At 36.8% G+C, this 22,889-nt stretch carries 22 protein-coding genes and 1 other RNA gene; 18 read left to right on the top strand and 5 right to left on the bottom strand.

Annotation, left to right across the window (positions count from 1 at the left end):
• The first annotated feature begins 5 nt into the window (after positions 1 to 5).
• From tpiA to eno, 3 genes are read left to right on the top strand one after another with little or no spacing between them, the layout of a single operon-like run.
• Positions 6 to 761 carry a triose-phosphate isomerase gene (gene tpiA / locus AC3WVA_RS07015; protein WP_001231038.1) on the top strand — a complete coding sequence of 252 codons (756 nt, stop codon included), beginning with the start codon at positions 6 to 8 and terminating at the stop codon, positions 759 to 761.
• Positions 758 to 2,287, top strand: coding sequence for a 2,3-bisphosphoglycerate-independent phosphoglycerate mutase (gene gpmI, locus AC3WVA_RS07010; protein WP_098345472.1), 1,530 nt, complete (start codon positions 758 to 760; stop codon positions 2,285 to 2,287). The genes tpiA and gpmI overlap by 4 nt, the downstream gene beginning before the upstream one ends.
• Before the next feature lie 30 nt (positions 2,288 to 2,317).
• Positions 2,318 to 3,613, top strand: a complete 1,296-nt coding sequence (eno, locus tag AC3WVA_RS07005) for a phosphopyruvate hydratase (RefSeq protein ID WP_000103949.1) — start codon at positions 2,318 to 2,320, stop codon at positions 3,611 to 3,613.
• 202 nt (positions 3,614 to 3,815) lie between these two features.
• On the opposite strand, the gene AC3WVA_RS07000 is transcribed toward eno, so the two are convergent.
• Positions 3,816 to 4,766 (bottom strand): nucleoside hydrolase, encoded by a 951-nt coding sequence (locus AC3WVA_RS07000; RefSeq protein ID WP_341013909.1) that lies wholly within the window; start codon positions 4,764 to 4,766, stop codon positions 3,816 to 3,818.
• A gap of 275 nt (positions 4,767 to 5,041) precedes the next feature.
• On the opposite strand from AC3WVA_RS07000, the gene AC3WVA_RS06995 reads away from it, so the two are divergent.
• The 12 genes from AC3WVA_RS06995 (at position 5,042) to AC3WVA_RS06940 (ending at position 16,463) form a co-directional block, all read left to right on the top strand.
• Positions 5,042 to 5,410, top strand: a complete 369-nt coding sequence (locus AC3WVA_RS06995) for a CidA/LrgA family holin-like protein (protein ID WP_000673220.1) — start codon at positions 5,042 to 5,044, stop codon at positions 5,408 to 5,410.
• Entirely contained in the window at positions 5,407 to 6,099 is a 693-nt protein-coding gene (locus AC3WVA_RS06990; RefSeq protein ID WP_000078299.1) for an LrgB family protein, read from the top strand. The genes AC3WVA_RS06995 and AC3WVA_RS06990 overlap by 4 nt, the downstream gene beginning before the upstream one ends.
• 94 nt (positions 6,100 to 6,193) lie before the next feature.
• Positions 6,194 to 6,427: a preprotein translocase subunit SecG gene (secG, locus tag AC3WVA_RS06985; protein ID WP_000557263.1), complete on the top strand. Its 234-nt coding sequence runs from the start codon at positions 6,194 to 6,196 to the stop codon at positions 6,425 to 6,427.
• Between the two features lie 162 nt (positions 6,428 to 6,589).
• Positions 6,590 to 7,330 (top strand): carboxylesterase, encoded by a 741-nt coding sequence (estA, locus tag AC3WVA_RS06980; protein ID WP_000761976.1) that lies wholly within the window; start codon positions 6,590 to 6,592, stop codon positions 7,328 to 7,330.
• Between the two features lie 142 nt (positions 7,331 to 7,472).
• Entirely contained in the window at positions 7,473 to 9,899 is a 2,427-nt protein-coding gene (gene rnr / locus AC3WVA_RS06975; RefSeq protein WP_071758442.1) for a ribonuclease R, read from the top strand.
• Positions 9,900 to 10,270: 371 nt separating this feature from the next.
• On the top strand, positions 10,271 to 10,738 hold the full coding sequence (smpB, locus tag AC3WVA_RS06970; RefSeq protein ID WP_048528182.1) for an SsrA-binding protein: 468 nt from the start codon (positions 10,271 to 10,273) through the stop codon (positions 10,736 to 10,738).
• Positions 10,739 to 10,863: 125 nt separating this feature from the next.
• Positions 10,864 to 11,218, top strand: a transfer-messenger RNA (tmRNA) gene (ssrA, locus tag AC3WVA_RS06965).
• Between the two features lie 380 nt (positions 11,219 to 11,598).
• Positions 11,599 to 12,276 (top strand): response regulator transcription factor, encoded by a 678-nt coding sequence (locus tag AC3WVA_RS06960; protein ID WP_048528183.1) that lies wholly within the window; start codon positions 11,599 to 11,601, stop codon positions 12,274 to 12,276.
• A 327-nt stretch (positions 12,277 to 12,603) separates the two neighbouring features.
• Positions 12,604 to 13,617: a siderophore ABC transporter substrate-binding protein gene (locus AC3WVA_RS06955; RefSeq protein ID WP_048528184.1), complete on the top strand. Its 1,014-nt coding sequence runs from the start codon at positions 12,604 to 12,606 to the stop codon at positions 13,615 to 13,617.
• Between the two features lie 19 nt (positions 13,618 to 13,636).
• Complete coding sequence (locus AC3WVA_RS06950) at positions 13,637 to 14,653, top strand: ABC transporter permease (protein ID WP_042514534.1); 1,017 nt, start codon at positions 13,637 to 13,639, stop codon at positions 14,651 to 14,653.
• Positions 14,650 to 15,714, top strand: a complete 1,065-nt coding sequence (locus AC3WVA_RS06945) for an iron chelate uptake ABC transporter family permease subunit (protein ID WP_098345474.1) — start codon at positions 14,650 to 14,652, stop codon at positions 15,712 to 15,714. Before AC3WVA_RS06950 ends, AC3WVA_RS06945 begins: the two co-directional genes overlap by 4 nt.
• The gene (locus tag AC3WVA_RS06940) at positions 15,711 to 16,463 is read left to right on the top strand and encodes an iron ABC transporter ATP-binding protein (protein ID WP_000590067.1); all 753 of its coding nucleotides are present in this window, start codon (positions 15,711 to 15,713) and stop codon (positions 16,461 to 16,463) included. The genes AC3WVA_RS06945 and AC3WVA_RS06940 overlap by 4 nt, the downstream gene beginning before the upstream one ends.
• A gap of 136 nt (positions 16,464 to 16,599) precedes the next feature.
• On the opposite strand, the gene AC3WVA_RS06935 is transcribed toward AC3WVA_RS06940, so the two are convergent.
• The 3 genes from AC3WVA_RS06935 to AC3WVA_RS06925 all read right to left on the bottom strand — a co-directional run bounded on the left by AC3WVA_RS06935 (position 16,600) and on the right by AC3WVA_RS06925 (position 19,089).
• On the bottom strand, positions 16,600 to 17,880 hold the full coding sequence (locus AC3WVA_RS06935; protein WP_098520871.1) for a purine/pyrimidine permease: 1,281 nt from the start codon (positions 17,878 to 17,880) through the stop codon (positions 16,600 to 16,602).
• Positions 17,881 to 18,002: 122 nt separating this feature from the next.
• Entirely contained in the window at positions 18,003 to 18,452 is a 450-nt protein-coding gene (cynS, locus tag AC3WVA_RS06930) for a cyanase (protein ID WP_098520933.1), read from the bottom strand.
• Positions 18,453 to 18,507: 55 nt separating this feature from the next.
• Positions 18,508 to 19,089 (bottom strand): beta-class carbonic anhydrase, encoded by a 582-nt coding sequence (locus AC3WVA_RS06925; RefSeq protein WP_098345476.1) that lies wholly within the window; start codon positions 19,087 to 19,089, stop codon positions 18,508 to 18,510.
• A gap of 167 nt (positions 19,090 to 19,256) precedes the next feature.
• Between AC3WVA_RS06925 and AC3WVA_RS06920 the strand changes: the two genes are divergently transcribed.
• Complete coding sequence (locus tag AC3WVA_RS06920) at positions 19,257 to 19,688, top strand: Lrp/AsnC family transcriptional regulator (protein WP_098520870.1); 432 nt, start codon at positions 19,257 to 19,259, stop codon at positions 19,686 to 19,688.
• A 262-nt stretch (positions 19,689 to 19,950) separates the two neighbouring features.
• Here the strand turns inward: AC3WVA_RS06920 and AC3WVA_RS06915 are convergent, their stop codons facing one another.
• Entirely contained in the window at positions 19,951 to 20,916 is a 966-nt protein-coding gene (locus AC3WVA_RS06915) for a DUF4822 domain-containing protein (protein ID WP_098345478.1), read from the bottom strand.
• Positions 20,917 to 21,357: 441 nt separating this feature from the next.
• Between AC3WVA_RS06915 and AC3WVA_RS06910 the strand changes: the two genes are divergently transcribed.
• Entirely contained in the window at positions 21,358 to 22,320 is a 963-nt protein-coding gene (locus tag AC3WVA_RS06910; protein WP_098345479.1) for a nuclease-related domain-containing protein, read from the top strand.
• 43 nt (positions 22,321 to 22,363) lie between these two features.
• Positions 22,364 to 22,765: a phosphate-starvation-inducible protein PsiE gene (psiE, locus tag AC3WVA_RS06905; RefSeq protein ID WP_000671178.1), complete on the top strand. Its 402-nt coding sequence runs from the start codon at positions 22,364 to 22,366 to the stop codon at positions 22,763 to 22,765.
• Positions 22,766 to 22,889: the final 124 nt, after the last annotated feature.

The raw sequence follows: 22,889 nt of genomic DNA, 5'->3' as shown, positions 1-22,889 counted from the left end.
AAAGCATGCGTAAACCAATTATCGCAGGTAACTGGAAAATGAATAAAACTCTATCTGAAGCAGTTAGCTTCGTAGAGGAAGTTAAAGGTCAAATCCCAGCAGCTTCAGCTGTTGATGCAGTAGTTTGCTCTCCAGCTCTATTCCTAGAGCGCCTTGTAGCAGCAACTGAAGGAACTGACTTACAAGTAGGTGCACAAAACATGCACTTCGAAAAAAATGGTGCATTCACTGGCGAAATTAGCCCAGTAGCACTTAGCGACTTAAAAGTAGGCTACGTAGTACTTGGCCACTCTGAGCGTCGTGAAATGTTTGCTGAAACAGATGAGTCAGTAAACAAAAAGACTATCGCAGCATTTGAACATGGTTTAACACCAATCGTATGTTGTGGTGAGACTTTAGAAGAGCGCGAAAGCGGAAAAACATTTGATCTAGTAGCAGGTCAAGTGACAAAAGCACTTGCAGGTTTAACAGAAGAGCAAGTTAAAGCAACTGTTATCGCTTATGAGCCAATCTGGGCTATCGGTACAGGTAAATCTTCTTCTTCTGCAGATGCAAACGAAGTATGTGCGCACATCCGTAAAGTTGTTGCAGAAGCTGTTTCTCCAGAAGCTGCAGAAGCTGTTCGTATTCAATACGGCGGTAGCGTAAAACCAGAAAACATTAAAGAGTATATGGCACAATCTGACATCGACGGCGCTTTAGTTGGCGGTGCTAGCTTAGAGCCTGCTTCGTTCTTAGGTCTTCTGGGGGCGGTAAAATGAGAAAGCCAACAGCTTTAATCATTCTTGATGGTTTCGGACTTCGTGAAGAAACTCATGGGAATGCTGTAGCACAAGCTAAGAAACCTAATTTTGATGGTTACTGGAACAGATTCCCTCATACAACGCTTACAGCTTGTGGTGAGGCAGTAGGTCTTCCAGAAGGTCAAATGGGTAACTCTGAGGTTGGTCACTTAAATATCGGTGCTGGCCGCGTAGTATATCAAAGCTTAACACGCGTAAACGTTGCAATTCGTGAAGGCGAGTTCGATCAGAACGAAACTTTCCAAAATGCAATTAAAAGCGTAAAAGAAAAAGGTACTGCACTTCATTTATTCGGTTTACTTTCTGACGGTGGTGTGCACAGTCACATGAACCACATGTTTGCTCTTCTTCGCTTAGCAGCTAAAGAAGGCGTTGAGAAAGTATACATTCATGCATTCTTAGATGGCCGCGATGTTGGACCGAAAACAGCACAAGGTTATATCGATGCAACAAATGAAGTAATTAAAGAAACAGGAGTAGGACAATTCGCGACTATCTCTGGTCGTTATTACTCCATGGACCGTGACAAGCGTTGGGATCGCGTAGAAAAATGTTACCGTGCTATGGTGAATGGTGAAGGCCCTACTTATAAATCAGCAGAAGAGTGTGTAGAAGACTCTTATGCAAATGGTATCTATGATGAATTCGTATTGCCGTCTGTAATTGTTAACGAAGATGACACGCCAGTTGCAACAATCAATGATGATGATGCAGTTATCTTCTATAACTTCCGTCCAGACCGTGCAATTCAAATTGCTCGTGTATTTACAAACGAAGACTTCCGTGAGTTCGATCGTGGTGAAAAAGTACCTCACATTCCTGAATTCGTTTGTATGACACATTTCAGTGAAACTGTAGATGGTTACGTGGCATTTAAGCCAATGAACCTTGATAACACATTAGGTGAAGTTGTTGCGCAAGCGGGATTAAAGCAACTTCGCATCGCGGAAACTGAAAAGTATCCGCACGTTACTTTCTTCTTTAGCGGTGGTCGTGAGGCTGAATTCCCAGGAGAAGAGCGTATCTTAATTAACTCACCGAAGGTTGCAACATATGACTTGAAACCTGAAATGAGCATTTACGAAGTAACGGACGCTTTAGTAAATGAAATCGAAAATGATAAACATGATGTTATCATTCTTAACTTTGCGAACTGTGATATGGTTGGCCATTCTGGGATGATGGAACCAACAATTAAAGCAGTAGAAGCAACTGACGAATGTTTAGGAAAAGTTGTAGAAGCGATTCTTGCAAAAGATGGTGTAGCACTTATTACTGCTGACCATGGTAATGCTGATCAGGAGTTAACTGCTGATGGCGAGCCAATGACAGCTCATACAACTAACCCGGTTCCTTTCATCGTTACAAAAAATGACGTAGAGCTTCGTGAAGGTGGTATTTTAGGAGATATCGCCCCAACAATGCTTACACTTTTAAATGTGGAACAACCGAAAGAAATGACAGGTAAAACAATTATTAAATAATTTGCTTATATAAAAAGGAGAGAATTTATTATGTCAACAATTATTGATGTTTATGCTCGCGAAGTCCTTGACTCTCGTGGTAACCCAACTGTAGAAGTAGAAGTTTACACAGAAAGCGGCGCTTTCGGACGCGCTATCGTACCAAGTGGTGCATCTACTGGCGAGCACGAAGCAGTAGAATTACGTGACGGTGACAAATCTCGTTACCTTGGTAAAGGTGTTATGAACGCAGTAAACAACGTTAACGAAGCAATCGCTCCAGAAATCGTTGGTTTCGACGTAACTGACCAAGCTGGTATCGACCGTGCTATGATCGAATTAGATGGCACTCCAAACAAAGGTAAACTAGGCGCTAACGCTATCCTTGGTGTATCTATGGCAGTAGCTCATGCAGCAGCTGACTTCGTAGGTCTTCCATTATACCGTTACCTTGGTGGATTCAATGCAAAACAATTACCAACTCCAATGATGAACATCATCAACGGTGGTTCTCACGCTGATAACAACGTAGACTTCCAAGAGTTCATGATCTTACCAGTTGGTGCTCCAACATTCAAAGAATCAATCCGTATGGGTGCTGAAGTATTCCATGCACTTAAAGCTGTATTACATGACAAAGGCCTTAACACTGCAGTAGGTGACGAAGGTGGATTCGCTCCAAACCTTGGTTCTAACCGTGAAGCATTAGAAGTAATCATCGAAGCTATCGAAAAAGCTGGTTACAAAGCTGGCGAGAACGTATTCTTAGGAATGGACGTTGCTTCTTCTGAGTTCTACAACAAAGAAACTGGTAAATATGACCTTGCAGGCGAAGGCCGTACTGGCTTAACTTCTGCAGAAATGGTTGATTTCTACGAAGAGCTTTGCAAAGACTTCCCAATCATCTCTATCGAAGATGGTTTAGACGAAAACGACTGGGATGGTCACAAATTATTAACTGAGCGTATCGGTGATAAAGTACAATTAGTTGGTGACGACTTATTCGTAACTAACACTCAAAAACTTGCTGAAGGTATCGAAAAAGGTATCTCTAACTCAATCTTAATTAAAGTTAACCAAATCGGTACTTTAACTGAGACTTTCGAAGCTATCGAAATGGCTAAACGTGCTGGTTATACAGCAGTTGTATCTCACCGTTCTGGTGAAACTGAAGATGCTACAATCGCTGACATCGCAGTTGCAACTAACGCTGGCCAAATCAAAACTGGTTCTATGAGCCGTACTGACCGTATTGCTAAGTACAACCAATTATTACGCATCGAAGACGAACTAGGCGAAATCGCTGTTTACGATGGTATCAAATCTTTCTACAACATCAAACGATAATTGTAGAAAATAACGACAGACCGTGAGAAATCACGGTCTGTTTTTTTATCCCGCTTTAATGGGCAGTAAGACCCCCACCTCAAAATTCAGCGAAAGCAAAGAAGTTAGGTGGGGATCGACTGCCCATAAAAGTCCGATTGGTGAGGGCTGATAATCAGTGGGGGATGAAGAAAACCCCCACTGATTAAAGTTTCACTTTATGTTAAAATTGCTCATCCGTCATAATTGACATGAAATGTTTAAAGAAGCGGTTATAATCAAAATCGATTGCGATTTGATGAATCGGCCGATCAATAAATGGTTTAGATTCTTCTAAAGAGCGGAATTCTCTAATGCTTGTTCCTTGTGCATAAGATTCTGTCATGACAACGATAGGTGATTTGTGATACGTAAACATAGAGTTATCAAGTAAAGCGAGTATTGGCATTGTGTCATGAAAGGGGCTTCCCTTTAAATGTGGTAGGGCATCTTTATAATATCCGTAGTAATAATGATCAAATAACGGTTTGACGAGTGGGGCTTTTCCTTTTGCTTCAATATATTCAGCCATTTCTGGTGTAATGATGGAATACTGGGTGACGTTTAATGGATAGATGTACATGTTAGATGAGGATTGAAGGACTATATTAGCGGCAGCAGGATCACCATAAAAGTTTGCTTCAGAAATAGGTGTAACATTACCAGGGTGCAAAAAGGCACCGCCCATTACGTAGTAAGATTTAATTTGCTTCATTAACTGTTTACATAAGATGAATAAAATTGCTAGGGAGGTAAGTCTTCCTAAACTTACGATGATTAATTCATCTTTATACTGCTCAATAAGAGGAATAACTTCAAAGAAATTCTCCATCTCTCCGTTAGTTACATTTTCTTTTGGAATAATTGGCCCGAGTCCTTGTTTCCCGTGTACATTCGTAAAAAAAGCAGGAGGGGCACCAGTAAGCGGTTGTTCTGAACCACCAAATACCTTAATATTTCTATTTTTTTTTTCGTGCTTAAGAAAATGAGCATTTTGTACGGCCATTTCTTTTGAAACATTGCCATAATCAGCAACAATGCCGATGATTTCTATTTCATCGATAAAGAATGCTAAGAGGAGAGCCATCGCATCATCAATTCCAGGATCACAAAAAATAAGAACTTTTTTGGGCATATGTTCACCACCTATCTTATTTATGTATATGTAAGCGTAAGGATAAAAATATTATTTTATTGAAATAACAACCTTATAAATTCAGAAAATAAAAACTTTTTATATTAGGTCAAGGTTTTTGACTTAATTTTCGCGCAGGAATCCAGTCATATCAAGGTTGTAAGCGTCTAACATAGGCTATTTTTGCTGTCAAGTTGATAAATTGCAGCTTTTTACAATTTATACTATGATAAAGATATTAACAGAAGATCGTATAAACATGAGGGATGATGAACATGAAATTTACAAAGATTCTTGTCCAAATTGCTGCTCTTTACGTTTTCTATATGGTTGGAACTTGGGTGCAAGAAATGTTAAATATTCCGATTCCAGGAAGTTTGATTGGGATGTTCCTCTTACTTGTTTTACTTAGCCTAAAAGTTCTTCCAGTGAAATGGTTCGATTTAGGAGCAGAAACACTCGTTGCTATTATGCCGTTTTTATTAATTCCGCCAACGCTTGGCCTAATGAATTACGGTGCTTTTTTTATGAGTAAAGGAATTTCTCTTTTCATTACAATTGTAGCGAGTACATTTTTAATTATTATTGTCGCAGGACATACAGGACAATATCTTGCGAATAGAAAGGAAAGAGAATCGAGATGAGCCAAATATTAATCGGAATTGGTTGGGTTCTTTTTACGGTGCTATTATACCAATTATCTAAAAAAATCTATAAATTATTTCCAACACCATTCACCATTCCAATGCTTGTAGCAACAGGATTAATGGCTTTCTTATTTATCATGCTTGATATACCATATCAACATTATATGGAAAGTGGTGGCGGCTGGATTGCAAAACTGCTCGGACCTGGTGTTGTAGCATTTGCAATTCCTCTTTATAAACAACGTCATGTTTTACAAAAATATGTTGTACCAATTGCTGGTGGTGTATTAGTAGGTACAACAGTTGCCATTGCAAGTGATTTTGCGATTGCGTCACTTATGGGAACAGATAAAAGCTTAATTTTATCTTCTTTACCAAAGTCGGTAACAATGCCAGTTGCGATGAGTGTTTCAGAACAAGTTGGTGGTGTACCGTCATTAACAGCAGCTTTCGTTGTTATTGCGGGTATTACTGGAACGATTACCGGCCCGCTTTTATTAAAATGGAGCCGCGTTACAAATTCAGTTGGTAAAGGTATCGGATTTGGATGTGCTTCTCATATTATGGGCGTCATGAGAGCGATGAAAAATAATGAACATGAAGGTGTTATTGGATCGGTAACAATGACATTAACAGCAATTTTGACATGTTTGCTCGGACCGTTATTTGCAATGATGTTTATGTAATAGAAGAAAAGCGAGAGCGACTCTATAGCTCTCGCTTTTCTATAGAATTTATGCTACAGTTAAAATAACTGAATCTTTGTAGGAGGTACGCCAAGTGCATACGTTATTATCCGTTTTACTTATTATTGTATCGATTTTAATGATTGTTATGGTACTTATGCAGTCTAGTAATAGCTCAGGCCTTTCAGGTGCAATTTCAGGCGGTGCAGAGCAATTATTTGGTAAGCAAAAAGCACGTGGAATTGAAGCGGTATTAAACCGTATTACAATTGTTTTAGCGGTTTTATTCTTCGTATTAACAATTGCTGTTACGTACTTAAATTTATAGAATTGAAAGAAGAAGCGTTAGTAAGTTGTACTAATGGTTCTTCTTTTTTTATTTTGCCATTTGAAAGATGTTTCTAATTAGATTATAGAAATATAAATATGGTACACTAAGATATAGAAAGAATACGACTAGATTACAGAAGAGAAAGAGGAGAAGTACATGATGAAATTAGCATCTCCGAAACCATTTACATTTGAGGGTGGAGACCGCGCTGTTTTATTACTACATGGTTTCACAGGAAACTCAGCTGATGTACGTATGTTAGGGCGTTTCTTAGAGAAGAAAGGCTACACTTGTCATGCGCCAATTTATAAAGGACACGGTGTACCACCAGAAGAGCTTGTTCATACAGGTCCTGAAGACTGGTGGCAAGATGTAACAGAGGCATATCAGCTTTTAAAAGATAAAGGCTTTGAGAAAATTGCTGTCGTTGGATTGTCACTTGGCGGCGTATTTTCTTTAAAATTAGGTTATACAGTACCGGTTTTAGGTGTAGTACCAATGTGTGCACCAATGTATATTAAGAGTGAAGAAACAATGTACCAAGGTATATTGGCATACGCCCGCGAATATAAAAAGCGTGAGCAAAAATCACCAGAGCAAATTGAGCAAGAAATGTTGGAATTCCAAAAGACACCGATGAATACATTAAAAGCATTACAACAATTAATTGCTGACGTACGTAACAATGTGGACATGATTTATGCCCCAACATTTGTTGTACAGGCGCGTCATGATGAAATGATTAATACAGATAGTGCTAACATTATTTATAACGGTGTAGAATCAACATTAAAAGACATTAAATGGTATGAAGACTCTACGCATGTCATTACACTTGATAAACAGCGTGACGAGCTACATGAGGATGTATATAACTTCTTGGAGCAACTAGATTGGTAAGATCTAGTTGCCTCTTTTTTTCATAAGGAATTTTTTGTGAAAACTGTAAAAATCATAAGGGGAGTATTGAAGTTTCGCTTTATACATCCCCTATCTTTCGGATACACTAAATAATATAAGGTTTTAAAGGAGGTATTTTTGCTTGGAAGAAATCACACAAGAACATATTGATAAGTTGTTATTATTTATGAGAGAAGAAGCGTATAAACCGTTAACGATACAAGAGTTAGAAGAGGCATTTGGAATTGAAGGTTCTGAGGGCTTTAAAGATTTTGTAAAGGCACTTGTAATGATGGAAGAGAAGGGACTTGTTATTCGTACGCGTAGCAATCGTTACGGTCTTCCTGAAAAAATGAATTTAGTACGTGGTAAGTTAATTGGACATGCACGTGGCTTTGCATTCGTTGTACCAGACGAGAAGAAAACAGGAGACGATGATCTTTTCATCCCGCCTACAGAGTTAAACGGTGCACTTCATGGCGATACAGTATTAGCGCGCCTTAGTTCCCAATCGAGCGGTTCGCGTCAAGAAGGTTCAATTGTACGCATTTTAGAACGCGGCACGAAAGAACTAGTTGGTACATATACAGAATCGAAAAACTTTGGATTTGTTATACCGGACAATAAGCGCTGGACGAGTGATATCTTTATCTTGAAAAGTGCATCAATGGGTGCTGTAGAAGGTCATAAAGTAGTTGTGAAAATTACGAGTTATCCAGAGAATCGTTTAAGTGCAGAAGGTGAAGTTATTCAAATTCTAGGTCATAAAAATGATCCAGGAGTAGATATTTTATCTGTTATTCATAAACATCATTTACCTTTAGCGTTCCCTGAAGAAGTAATGGAGCATGCAAACAGTGTACCAGAAACGATTTCAGAAGAAGATTTAAAAGATCGTCGTGACTTGCGTGACCAAATGATCGTAACAATTGACGGCGCAGATGCGAAAGATTTAGATGACGCTGTTACAGTAACGAAGCTTGAGAACGGTAACTACAAGCTTGGCGTTCATATTGCGGATGTAAGTCATTACGTTCAAGAAGGTTCTCCAATTGATGTAGAAGCAGCGGAGAGAGCGACGAGTGTCTATCTTGTTGACCGTGTAATTCCGATGATTCCACATCGTCTATCTAACGGTATTTGTTCATTAAATCCGAAAGTAGACCGTCTGACGTTATCTTGTGAAATGGAAATCAACAACTTAGGTGATGTTGTAAAACACGAGATTTTCCAAAGTGTAATTAAAACGACAGAGCGTATGACGTATGCTGACGTAAGAAGCATTTTAGAAGATGAGGATGAAGAATTAATTAAGCGCTATGAGCCGCTTGTACCGATGTTTAAAGAGATGGGGCAATTAGCACAAATCCTACGTGAAAAACGTATGCGCCGCGGTGCAATCGACTTTGACTTTAAAGAAGCGAAAGTATTAGTAGATGAAGAAGGAAAACCGACAGACGTTGTTATGCGTGATCGTTCTGTATCAGAGAAATTAATTGAAGAATTTATGCTTGTTGCGAACGAAACAGTAGCAGAGCATTTCCACTGGATGAACGTACCATTCATGTACCGTGTCCATGAAGATCCGAAAGAAGATAAACTAGAGCGTTTCTTCGAATTTGTAACGAACTTCGGATATGCGGTAAAAGGACGTGCAAATGAAGTACATCCTCGTGCGCTTCAACAAATTCTTGAAATGGTGCAAGGACAGCCTGAAGAAGTAGTTATTTCAACGGTTATGCTTCGTTCCATGAAGCAAGCGCGTTACGATGCGGATAGCTTAGGACATTTTGGTTTATCAACTGAGTTCTACACGCATTTCACATCACCAATTCGTCGTTACCCAGATACGATTGTTCATAGATTAATTCGTGAATACATCATTAACGGTAAAGTCGACAGTGAAACACAAGCAAAATGGCGTGAAAAATTACCTGAGATTGCAGATCATTCTTCTAATATGGAACGCCGTGCTGTTGAAGCAGAACGTGAAACAGACGAAATGAAAAAAGCAGAGTATATGGTTGATAAGATCGGTGAAGAGTATGACGGTATGATTAGCTCTGTAACAAACTTCGGTTTATTCGTAGAGCTTCCAAATACAATTGAAGGTCTTGTGCACGTTAGCTACTTAACGGATGATTACTACCGTTATGACGAGCAGCATTTCGCAATGATCGGTGAACGTACAGGTAACGTATTCCGCATCGGTGACGAAATTACAATTCGCGTTATTAACGTAAACAAAGACGAGCGTGCAATCGACTTTGAAATCGTTGGCATGAAAGGTACGCCTCGTCGTAAGTTCAAAGATCGTCCAGTCGTGATCGAACAGCCAAGAACAGGCAGAAAGAAACGCGGTGGACGTAGCGAGCGCAGTAATGAGCGCGGCGGCGAACGTGGCACAGGTAGAAAATTTGACCGTGGTGGCAAAGGTAAAGGAAGAGGATCCGCTTCCGCGTCAGCATCCGCTAGCCAACCAGGGAAAAAAGATGGTAACGGCAAGAAGAAAAAAGCATTCTTCGAAAACGTACCAGGATTCAAGAAGAAAAAGAAAAAGCGTAAGTAAGAAAAGGATGGCTTCGCTTTGATGAAAAGCGAGGCTTTTTCTTTTTTCTTGGTGGCTTGAGAGCGAGCCACTTTCGCTTTTTATGAAATCTAGCTACAGTGGCTAGAATGTTCGGCGGCTTCGCTTCCTCCCAAGAGGCAAAAAGCGCCTCAAGGTCAGAAGCTCCATCCACCTCACATTCTGAGCGAGCCACTTTCGCTTTTTAGTGGAATCCAGCTACAGTGGCTAGAATCTATTGGCCATTTCACTCCCTCGGACGAAGCAAAAAGCGCTTCTCTGTCGGGAGTTCCAATGTCCAAAGATTCTGAGCGAGCCACTTTCGCTTTTTAGTAACATTTGTTACAATAGTAAAAATAGAGGAGGGACGTTATATGCCAAAGGGTACAGGTAAGGTTATTGCACAAAATAAGAAAGCTTTTCATGATTATTTCATCGAAGAAACATACGAAGCAGGGCTTGTCCTTCAAGGAACGGAAATTAAGTCGATTCGCGCTGGACGCGTGAACTTGAAAGATGCGTTTGCACGTGTACATAATGGTGAAGTATGGGTTCATAATATGCATATTAGTACGTACGAACAAGGGAATCGTTTCAACCATGATCCGCTTCGCACGAGAAAGTTACTTCTTCACAAAAAAGAAATTGAGAAGTTAACAGGTGCTTCAAAAGAAACAGGCTATGCATTAGTTCCAGTTAGAATCTATTTGAAAAATGGATTCGCGAAAATGGCACTTGGTTTAGCAAAAGGTAAGAAACAATATGATAAGCGTCACGATTTAAAAGAGAAAGAAGCTAAACGTGAAATTGCACGCGCGTTCCGTGATCGTCAAAAGATGTAATACAGATATTTACATTTGTAAAACGGCGCGCGTATGATATAATAACTTATGTAAGATTGTTGCACATTGAAAAACAGCTCTTAGTAGCTATCACGAAATTTCTTCGTATGCTCCATTTTTATCATGGGGACGTTACGGATTCGACAGGGATAGTTCGAGCTTAGGTTGCGAGTCGAGGGGATCGGCCTCGTTAAAACGTCAAAGCCTATAATTGGCAAACAAAACAATCTTTCTTTAGCTGCTTAATTGCACTAAAGGTTCCTCCCTCCATCGTCCATGTGGTAGGGTAAGGGACTCAAACTAAGTGGACTACGCCGGAGTTCGCCGTCTGAGGGCGAAGGAAGAGAACAATCAGACTAGCAACTTGGAAGCCTGTCGATAGGCTGAAGAGTTCGCGAAATGCTAATATATCGACTACACTCGTAGAAGCTTAAGTGCCGATATTTTTGGACGTGGGTTCGACTCCCACCGTCTCCACCAATACATAACTGTTTGGTGGTTTTTTATTTTTTATGATATGAACCATAACTTTGCCAGATTGGCGAGGGTATGGTTCTTTTTGTTTTGTAGTTCTATAAAATACTCAAGTTGTGGACAGTACTCTTGAAGCAGAAACTGAATGAATAGTTATTGATGATAAGCAGATAGATACTATAGCTACCTTTAATGATTACATAATATGTATTTGAATCTTCATATCCTTTGTGTTTTTATCCGTATCTATTGTAAGATTATATAGAGTTCTCCTAATAAGCTGTTATAATGGCTTTTTTAGGAATTTAGTATTTATAAATCTCGAGTTATTTTTTTGAGATAATTTTTATCTAACTAAGTTATATTGAAGTAGAGGTGAACCATCGGTGAGACAGGTGTTAGTAATTAAGAATGAACGGTCTTTAGCAAAGAAAATCGTAAGCGGTTTAACGCAAGAGGGCCATTTCATTTTAAAACTTCACAATGAAAACCAAGGTTTAAATATAGCATATGAACAAGATTGGGATATTATCATATTGGATTGGGATTCATTAAGTATATCGGGACCAGAAATTTGTAGACAAATACGACTTGTTAAAAAGACACCAATCATTATTGTGACCAACAATATTTCAAGCGAGGATTGCATAGCAGGGTTACAAGCAGGAGCAGATGATTATATTAGAAAACCATTTGTGAAGGAAGAATTAGTAGCAAGAGTTCAAGCTATTTTAAGAAGAAGTGAATATAACCAGCAAAATGAGACAAACTTTTTTCAGTTTAAAGATCTCTTTGTTGATGCATCTAGCAATATTGTGAAAAAAGGTGGCAAAAATCTCTCGCTTACGAAGCGTGAGTATGATTTACTTGTATTTTTAATTAAGAATAAAAATACAATATTAAGCCGTGAAATGCTTTTGAACCAGGTTTGGGGATATGACGTAGTAGTAAATCCGAATGTAGTAGACTTATATATTGGGTATGTAAGAAAAAAGCTAAAGTGCGAGAAGAAAGACAGATATATTCAAACGATACATGGCAGAGGCTATTCAATGGTTGAATGATAAAAATAAGATAATAAAGTAGTTTCTGTGAAATATTAGCTATTACTGTGCGTATTTTGTAAGGGAAGGTCTCTTTCTCGTATTCGTTGAGACAGTATTTAATGAAGGTTAATCAACAGTCCTGACCGCACATATTACTTTTTATGCTTGATTTTATGAATTCACACCATTCACAAGATTTTCACAGAATTAATGACTATACTTATTTACAGGATGTTCAAATGAAAATGATTATCAATAGCAGTTTGGGTACATAAAAGTTACTGTTTAATTTAATCTATCGATGTCATCATTTTCGAACTAAATTACATAATAAGGAGTATACGTATGAAAAAAACTATGCTTTTAAAATTAGTAAGTATTCTAGCGATTTTTACTTTAATGTTAGTAGCTTGCTCAGATTCAAGTAAGGAAACTTCGAAAGCTAATAAAGGTGATAGTAGTGATAAGCCAAAAACGGTTGAAATCACTGATGCTCATGGAACTGTTAAAGTCCCTGTAAATCCAAAGAATGTAGTTGCTTTAGATAATAGAACGTTTGAAACTTTAGCTGATTGGGGAATTAAATTAGCGGCTGCTCCAAAGGATATCATGCCTGCGGATTCAGCATATAAAAAAGATGATTCAGTTAAAAATATCGGGAATCACCGCGAACCAAATCTTGAAATTATTGCAGCGGCAAACCCTGACCTTGTAATCGTTGGTCAAAGATTTGCTGATCATTACGAAGAAATCAAAAAATTAGTGCCAAATGCAGCTGTTATTGATCTTAATTTTGATGTTTCTGAGAAGGCTACTAAGCCTGGAGAAAACTTAGTAAAAGGACTTAAAGATTCTACAACTACTTTAGGCAAAATCTTTGCTAAAGATAAAGAAGCTAAACAATTAATAGCTGATTTCGATAAATCTATTGAAAAAGCAAAATCTGCTTATAACGGAAAAGATAAAGTTATGAGTGTTATTGTTACTGGTGGAAATATTGGCTTTGCTGCGCCGCACTCTGGTCGCGTTTGGGGACCTATGTATGAAATTTTCGGTTGGACTCCAGCATTAGAAGTTTCGAATTCTACTGCAGGTCATAAAGGTGATGACGTTTCTGTTGAAGCGATCGCACAAACGAATCCTGATTGGCTTTTCGTATTAGATCGTGATGCTGCAACATCTGATGCAGCTAAGTCAACACCTGCTAAGGATGTTATTTCTAAATCACCAGCTCTTCAAAACACAACTGCTGTTTCTAAACAACAAGTTGTTTATGCACCAGAAGATACTTACACAAATGAATCAATTCAGACTTATGTAGAGTTATTTGGAAATCTTGCAAAAACTTTAGCTAAGTAGTGTAAAGGGGTACGAAACAGTGTCAAAAAATATGATTTCTAGGGTTGAGAATATTTCTCAACCCCAGTTTTATAATCACAATAAAATATGGACAAAACCTTTTATAATAGCGGTTATAGTTGTTATAATTTTAGGGATTATATCACTGTTTACTGGAGTTTATGATATACGTGGACAAGAGGACGGAATGGAGATGTTTTTCATCACTCGTGTTCCAAGAACAGTTGCATTAATGCTTACTGGAGCTGCAATGGCGATGGCAGGACTCGTAATGCAACTCATTACACAGAATCGCTTTGTTGAACCTACTACAACGGGGACGATTGAATGGTCAGGCTTAGGCCTGCTTTTTGTGTATTTATTATTTCCTGCCCCGACTTTAGTTCAAAGAATGACTGGTGCAATCATTTTTTCTTTTATAGGAACTATGATTTTCTTTCTATTTTTAAGAAGAGTTAAGCTTCGTTCGTCTTTAATTGTCCCGATTATTGGATTGATGCTTGGAGCAGTTATTTCTGCAGTGTCTACTTTTATGGGACTTCTTTTTCAAATGACGCAAAGCATTGAAACTTGGTTCGTAGGTTCATTTGCTAACATTCAGGTGGGAAGATATGAATATTTATGGCTGATTGTTATCATTACTTTGCTTATTTTTATGTATGCGAATAGATTGACTTTAGCTGGACTAGGAGAAGATGTCGCAACAAGCCTTGGCGTTAATTACAATAGAATTGTTCTTTTTGGGACTGCTCTTATCTCTGTGGCAGTTGGAATTGTTGCAGCTGTTATTGGACACTTACCTTTCTTGGGATTAATTGTGCCAAATATTGTTTCCATGTTTAGAGGTGATGATCTTAGAAGTAATTTACCTTGGGTATGTGTGATCGGAATGGGGGCAATCACTGCCTGTGACATCATTTCTCGAACAATTATAAAGCCGTTTGAATTACCTGTTTCTTTAATACTTGCAACAGTGGGAGCGGTCGTGTTTATTACTATTCTATTGAGACAAAGAAAACCAAGGAGGCTGCGATGATCACATTAGATTATAGAAATAAAGAAAATGTCGAAATCGATTCTAGCCTTCATAATGAAAGTAGATCAGCTAGTGCTTTTCGTTCTAAGAAGGAAGCAAGACGTTATTGGATTTTACTCATAGCATTGATTGCTTTAGGTCTCCTTTCTTCATATGGACTTTTAGTTTATAACAATCCAGTTCCGATAGATTCACCTTCTTTTATCCCAGTTGTTAAGAGAAGGATAGTAGCTATTGTTGCAATGATTATTGCTGCAGTTTGCCATAGCTTGGCGACAGTTGCTTTCCAATCTATTACGAATAATAAGATTATTACTCCTTCACTTTTAGGTTTTGAATCACTTTATTCAGCAATTCAAACGAGTACAATATTTTTCTTTGGTGCTAGTGCATTAATAAACTTTAATGGAATTGGATCATTTTTATTTCAAGTTGTTGTGATGGTCTTCATGAGTTTGATACTTTATGGATGGTTACTTTCCGGTAAATACGGGAATTTACAACTTATGCTTTTAGTTGGAATTATTATTGGTACCGGGCTAAATTCTGTGTCAACTTTCATGAGAAAACTACTTGCGCCTTCAGAATTTGATATTTTACAAGCGAGATTATTTGGTTCTGTTAATCATGCAGACCCTGCATATTTTCCGGTTGTAATTCCAATGATCATAATTGTAGCGTTATTAATTTTTACTCATTCTAAGAAATTGAATGTTTTGTCACTAGGAAAGGATGTTGCTACTTCTTTTGGGGTTAAATATCAACCTAGTGTAATTTATACGCTTGTGTTAGTAGCTATTTTAATGTCTATCTCAACTGCTCTAATTGGACCACTTACGTTCTACGGCTTTTTAGTAGCAACTTTGAGTTATCAGGCGGCGTCAACTTATGATCATAGATATATTTTCCCAATGGCTTTTGCTATAGGATTTTTAATAATGACGAGTGCATACTTTTTAATGTATCATGTATTCCATGCTCAAGGTGTAGTTTCAGTTATTATTGAATTATTTGGTGGAATCATATTCTTAACTATAGTTTTAAGGAAGAGGGCTTTATGATAAAAATCGATAATGTTAAAAAGTTCTATACTGATAAGGTGAAAATAGGACCTTTGGATATTGAAATACCAAAAGCGGGCTTTACTTCTTTAATTGGACCAAATGGCGCTGGAAAGTCTACGACACTTTTGATGATTGGAAGACTTTTAGATATGGATGAAGGTCAAATCCAGGTAGCAAATATGGATGTTTCTGAATCCAAATCAAAAGACTTAGCAAAAGTTTTAACTATATTGCGACAAGAAAATCATTTTGTAACGAGACTTACTGTTAGACAATTAGTTGGATTTGGGCGCTTTCCGTATTCGAAGGGAAGATTAACGAAAGAAGATGAGGTTATCATTTCTAAATATATCGATTTCTTAGATTTAACTAATTTAGAGAATAGATATTTAGATGAGCTTTCTGGTGGTCAAAGACAAAGGGCATATGTAGCCATGGTATTGTGCCAGGAGACTGAATATGTGCTGTTGGACGAGCCTCTGAACAATCTTGATGTTGCACGTTCTGTTCAAATGATGGAGCATTTAAGACGTGCGGCTAATGAGTTTGGAAGAACAATTTTGACTGTTATGCATGACATAAATTTTGCAGCTAAATACTCTGATAAAATTTGTGCTATGAAAGATGGACAAATTGCTGCTTTTGGAACAGTAGAAGAGGTTATGGACTCAACACTTTTGACAGATATATTTGAAACAAAAATAGAGATTATTAATGGTCCTTATGGGCCGATTGCTGTTTATTAGTTACAAAATTTCCTATTAATAATTGAAATAAAAGTTTCAATTGGAGGAACAACATTATACCCAACTGCCAGTATTAGTCATTAGGTATAAAAAGGCGCCCTGTAAGCAGGGCGCCTTTTTTATTTAGTTATAAATTTTACTCTTTCCAAAACTGTTCTAGCAAAATAACGATCATAGTACCTATGAGTAATCCGTTACTTAAAACATATTGTAAGGAAGAAGGAACTCCGCTAAATGCACTTTCTGGAAGAAACATTATACCCAAACTGATTAATAATGAAATTCCTAATATAGTTAATCGGCGTTGATTTAATTCTTCATGTAAAATGGATTGAAATGAAATGCCTATTAATTGGACAAATGTTGCTAAAAGTGCAGCATTAGCAATAGGTCCTGGTAGCAAGGATATAAAGCTTACAATTGAGGGGATAAAAGAAATACCTGCTAATATGAGACTTGCTATAAGGAACGACTTCACTTTTCTTTGACCTGTTAGTTGGATAAATCCTGCCGATGCAGGTAACGGTACAATTCCAATTGTAGAGAACAACGACGAGATAATATGTGATATACCTCCGACCCATACACCACGGTTCAGTGTTTGCTTTTCATTTTCTTTAGATAACGGAGCCGCTTGTTTTACAGCCGAAATAGCGGCGATTGTATTTGTAACTAAAAGAAATGTAAATAAAGTTGCAGTTAGAGTCATTCCAATATCGAATCTAGGTGTGCCCCAAGCAAATATCTCTGGTAACTTAACTAGCGTTGTGTGCGAAGGCATATGAGATGATTTTCCTAATACTGCATACAAAAGCCAACCGCATGAAACTCCAAGTAATACAGCGTAATTTTTCATCCATCCTTTCCCTTTACTTGATAAGAAAGTAATAAGGGCAAAAACAAAGAGCGCAATAGTAGCTGTTGTATAGTCAGGATGAGTTGCAGATCCTTGTAATCCAATCATGCCTTTTAGTAACACACCACTAAGCTGAAGTGCTAAGATTAAAAGAAAAGTTCCTGTAACTAAAGGTGTAAATAAACGTAAGATTTGATGAACAAGACCTGTTATACCAAGAACGAAGAGTAATATACCTGCAATAATTAATCCGCCTTCTAAAAGTTGCAACACGTCTTTTGCACTTTGTCCCTGATGCATAGCGAATTGTCCCAATATGACAAATATACTTACCCATGAACCGGCTGGCCCATCGGCAATAGGATAACGATGCCCAAACCATGCTTGTATAAATGAACTTAATCCTACAACTAAAAAAGTTCGCTGCATTAATGTTGAGATATCTTCTATTGGTAAATGAAATATACCGCCAATAATGATAGGTAATGCAATTGCATTTGCTAATAAAAACATAAACCACTGTAGAATACTAAAGCTCGTATCAAAGTATTTTTTATTCATATTAGTCTCCTTTGTCCAAAAAGAATTTCATAGTTAAAATCCATCCTTTCTACACAGTTAGAAAGGATGGATTTTGTAAATCTATAAAATCAATTTAATTATATAGATGGATTTTTAATTATTTACCATGTACGGAATGGTAAGAATTTCCCATTAAGTGTAATGACGATACGAGGGTCGCCACCTTGTGGATCTTCTTGTGTATCCACACCCAAGTTGAAGTTAATTGCACTCATTACACCTTCACCGGCTTTTTCTAAAATTAATTCTCTAATAGTTGGTGCATATTGTAACATCATTTCATATAAACGATATGCAATCGGGTCAGTAGGAGGCATTTCCATTACTTGGCCACGAAGTGGAACTACTGTTAATGCTTGAACTACTTCTTCATCTAATTCTAATAGTTTACTGATTTTTTCTGCTTCTGGACGTGTCATTGTAGCTTGTCCTAATAACGCTGTTACAACCCAAGTCTCAGAGTTTTCACTTACCTTTGCAATTTCTTCCCAAGTTAACCCTTTTTTAAGTTTTGCCGCTAGAATTTTTTGCGTAGCTTCTTGTCTATTCATATCTAATACTTGTTTTTTCATGTCTCATAACTTCCCTTCATGTACGTAATAATTATTATTTTGTTTCACTATTTAACGCTTTATATCCATCAACCACTACATCTAATTTACCTGTGTGAGGGTCAATAACTAAACCATGTACAGGAACATCTTTTGGAATAAGTGGATGATTTCTTACTAAATCAACATTAGCTTGCGTTGAGTCGCAAACATCATCGAATCCGAATAACCATTTTTCAAGGTCAATACCAGCATATTCAATTGCTGATAAAATTTCTGGTGAAGCTACTCCGCGATCTAATATTTTTTGAAGTGTTCCTTTTGGATTCGTTTGGCTCGCACCACATCTATGGTGTCCAATAAGGAAGATTTCATCTGCATTTAAATCGTATACTGACGCTACAACACTTTGCATAACACTATCGAAAGCAGAAGCAATTTTACCACCTGCATTTCTGATAACCTTTGCATCACCATCGTGTATATCTAAAGCTTTTGGAAGTAGCTCAATTAAGCGAGCATCCATGCAAGAAACAACAACCATACGTTTTTTAGGCATCTTTGTCGCTTCACGAGGAGCGTATTCCTTATTTTCTACAAAATGTTCATTGAACGATAGAATTTCTTGTAATAACATATTTGTAACCTCCTTTAAATCTAGATGTATTTTTTTGTTGCGTCCTCTGTGTTATAAGTAAATATAACTGATAAATAATGTGATGTAAGAGGATAAACTAAGTATAGTGAATTGTATCGATAAGCAGAATAAGTTGGCGAAACACTTTCAGGCTTTCTACTTTCACGGTGAAAGGATTGGTTTATATCATTGATCAAACAGATTTTAAGATACTGAAATTATTAGGAGAAAACTCGAGAATACAATGGAAAGAACTTGGTCAGAAAATACATATGACAGGGCAGGCCGTAGGAAATCGAATTCGGAGATTAGAGGATCTAGGTATTATTGAACAATATACAATTGCAATAAACCGAATCAAATTAGGACAAGTAGTGACTGCATTTGTTACTTTGTTCGTAACAACAGCTAATCATCAAGAGTTTATGAATTTCTTTCAAGGAGAAGAAGGGATTTCTGAAGTACACCGTATAAGTGGTGAGGGGTGTTATTTATTAAAAACACATTTTGCTTCCAATGAAGACTTAGATAACTTTCTAGGACGACTATTAAAATACGGGAATTATCGTGTTAACTTATCAATAGGAAAGTTGAAATAAGGTTTCATTTCCTTGCGGGGGATGATAATATCAGTTGTTAAATCTTATTTGTATAGATGGAATGAAGTCTTTTAATTTTTATCTTAAATAGTCAGAGCCTTACTACAATTTATGCGTAGTAAGGCTTTTTAAAGTTTTCATATTCAACAATCAAGCTGAAGTGTTGAGGGTGGATATGAGATGATTTTTTAAAGAGAATCATAAATGATTTTGTCGTAAGAAAGATCCTGCAACTCAGTACAGGATCTTTAATCAAACGTTTTTAAAAGCTAAATTGTGGTTTCATATCACCTTTATAAGGTTCATGTTCAACGAATATAGTTATATCCTTACCAGCATGGTCTTTACCAGTTCTTTTATACGTAAATTTATTCTTATTTAGCTCAGTAAGCTCAAGAGCAGCACCGTATTTATTATTTCCAATTGAAACATGGGCTCTTATTTTATTTTCGTGTACAACATCGAAGTAGCCATAATCACCGCGGCTTTGACCTGTTTCGCTATTGAAGAACTCATATTTATTAGATTTGTCATCAAATTTTGCTAGACTTATAAAATTCGAATTAAACTGTGTTACATCGTTACCAGCTTCATCTAATACCTTTGTTCCGTGCCAAAGGGTACCGCCTAAAATTTTATCTCCATCAACGTTTTTAACAATATCTCCTGTAGTTGTGTTCAGCTGCTTGTCCGGATCAGTGAAAGAAAGTTCTTTTTCTTTATATGGAACATGTTCAACGAAAACTTCTACATCTTTACCGTTAGTGTCTTTTCCCATCCGTTTATAAGTAAATACATTTTTATTTAATTTTGTCATGTCAACAACGGCTTGATACTTCATTGATTCTGAAATTAATATTCTCTTCTTCCCATCATTTGTGACAAAGAATGTTCCTTTATCGCCACGACTTGCACCTGTTTTAGCATCGAAAAATTCATATCTTCCTGACTTCGCATCATATTTTGCAAGACCAATGAAGTTTGCATTCTCTTTTGTTAAGTCATTCTTATCTTTGTCATACACTCGTGTACCTTGCCAATTTGTTTCGCTAAGAATATTGGCCATTTTTTGCCCTTTAGTTAATTTATTTTCCTTTTTTGTTTCTTTAGCAACTTGTTCTTGTTTTTGTTTCCCATGATTCTCTTCAGCTTTAGTACCAGCACACCCTGTTAATGCTAATGTGAATCCGAGCAGTATGGATGATAGTGCTTTTGTTTTGTTATTCATGTTTTATCGTCTCCTTATTTTATAATTTTAGGTAGTACGGTTTGTGATTATAGTAATAGTTACTATGTTTATTATGTTAATAGCCGAGTATAAACTGCCTCTAAATAAAACATTAAAAAAAGATAAACTAATTCCTAAAAAATGTTCATATTTATAAAAATGTCTTTTACATGGGGTGAATGTAAATTTCTCATTTTGAAAATGGCGTAATCATATTGGGGTATACACATTATGCTTACATTGCGATTTTAGAAGTGATGTTATACTGTGTATAAGATTTTATGTGTGTATGTTGTGTCGGTTTTTGTCGGTAAGTCGATATATTTCGAAAATCGCTGATATATTTGGAGTTGCGCCGATATATTTCGAAAATCGCCGATATATTTGGAGTTGCGCTGATATATTTGAAAAATCGCTGATATATTTTGGAGGGGGATAAAAATGATTGTGAAAGAGCGGAAAATGCCCGTATATTTGCTGCAATTAGAAGCTTTACTTAGAAGATTGCCTGCTCATCATCCAAAAAGGAATGTGGTGGTTGAAAGTCTAGCGAAATTTATGGCCGGCTATAAAGGAGAGCAGGCGATTGAGTATCCACTTAGTTTTTTACCCGAAACAGAATACAGTATTTTACATGATATTAGGTTATTTGATCAAAAACATTATTTCCAAATTGATACCCTCATAGTTTCATCCTATTTTCTTCTTTTTCTTGAAATAAAAAATATTATTGGTACATTAATTTTTGATGCAAAGTTCAATCAGCTTATTCGAATAGCAGATGGTACTACGGAAGAAGGATTCCCAGATCCGCTTTTACAACTGAAACGGCAAGAGATGCAACTGAGAAAATGGCTGAATCTACATGATTTACATAATATTCCGATTGAATCCCTCGTTGTAATTAGTTCCCCTCGTACAATTATTAAAACTTCAGATGAAATACTGTCTAGTAAAATTATCCACAGTGCAAATTTACCTAATAGAATAAAACAGATTAAAAATCAATATAAAGAAAAAGTGACTGATAATATAAATGGGCTTATAGGTCAGATTATGAATGAGCACTCTCCACAGCGTCAAAATGTTCTTGCGCAATATAAAATTAAAAAAGAGGAATTGCTAAAGGGCGTACAGTGTGAGGAATGTTTTACAATGGCAATGTTAAAAGAAAGACAGGGATGGCGTTGTTCAAACTGCAATAGTATGTCTAAACATGCTCATTTACGTGCTGTACAAGATTACACACTTCTGTTTAGTGTGATAACTACTAATAGCGAATTGAGGGAATTTCTTAATATGAAATCTAGTTCTGCGGTTAAAAGACTCCTCCAAACAATGAACATCCCCTACACTGGCAACAACAAAGGCCGGAAATATGATTTAACCCACCTCCAATTATAATTTTGCTATAATAAATAAGTATTTACGTGAAGGAGAGTGTGAAATGAAGTTTAATATCGATCATTATATAGCTAGCGTTTTACAGTGGATATTGAATATAGCGTTAATTATATTATCCATTGTTTTATCAATCTTTTTAATTAACGAGACAATTACTTTTATTCAATACATATTTTCCACAAAGGAGTATACGTCGTATAAATTGGTTGAGAGTATCATCGTTTATTTCTTATACTTCGAGTTCATCGCATTGATTATTAAGTATTTTAAGTCGAATTATCATTTCCCGTTACGTTATTTTATTTATATCGGAATTACGGCGTTAATTCGTTTAATTATTGTATCTCATGAGGAACCGATGGAGACGTTGTTGTATGCGGGATCCATTCTCGTTTTAGTCATTGCTTTATACATATCAAATATGAGAGATTTGAGAAAAGAGTAGTAGTGCAGACATAAGTTTGCACTACTTTTTTATATCTTGACCTTCAAGTCGCTTGAAGGTTTACAATACAAATAGGGCGTTTGAAATTGAAAAAAATTGAGAAATTAAGTGAAGAGGTTTCTTT

This window comes from Bacillus sp. EB106-04-02-XG92 (assembly GCF_058791995.1).
Note: the sequence above shows the minus strand (reverse complement) of the source record. Positions and strands in the feature narration are given on the sequence as shown.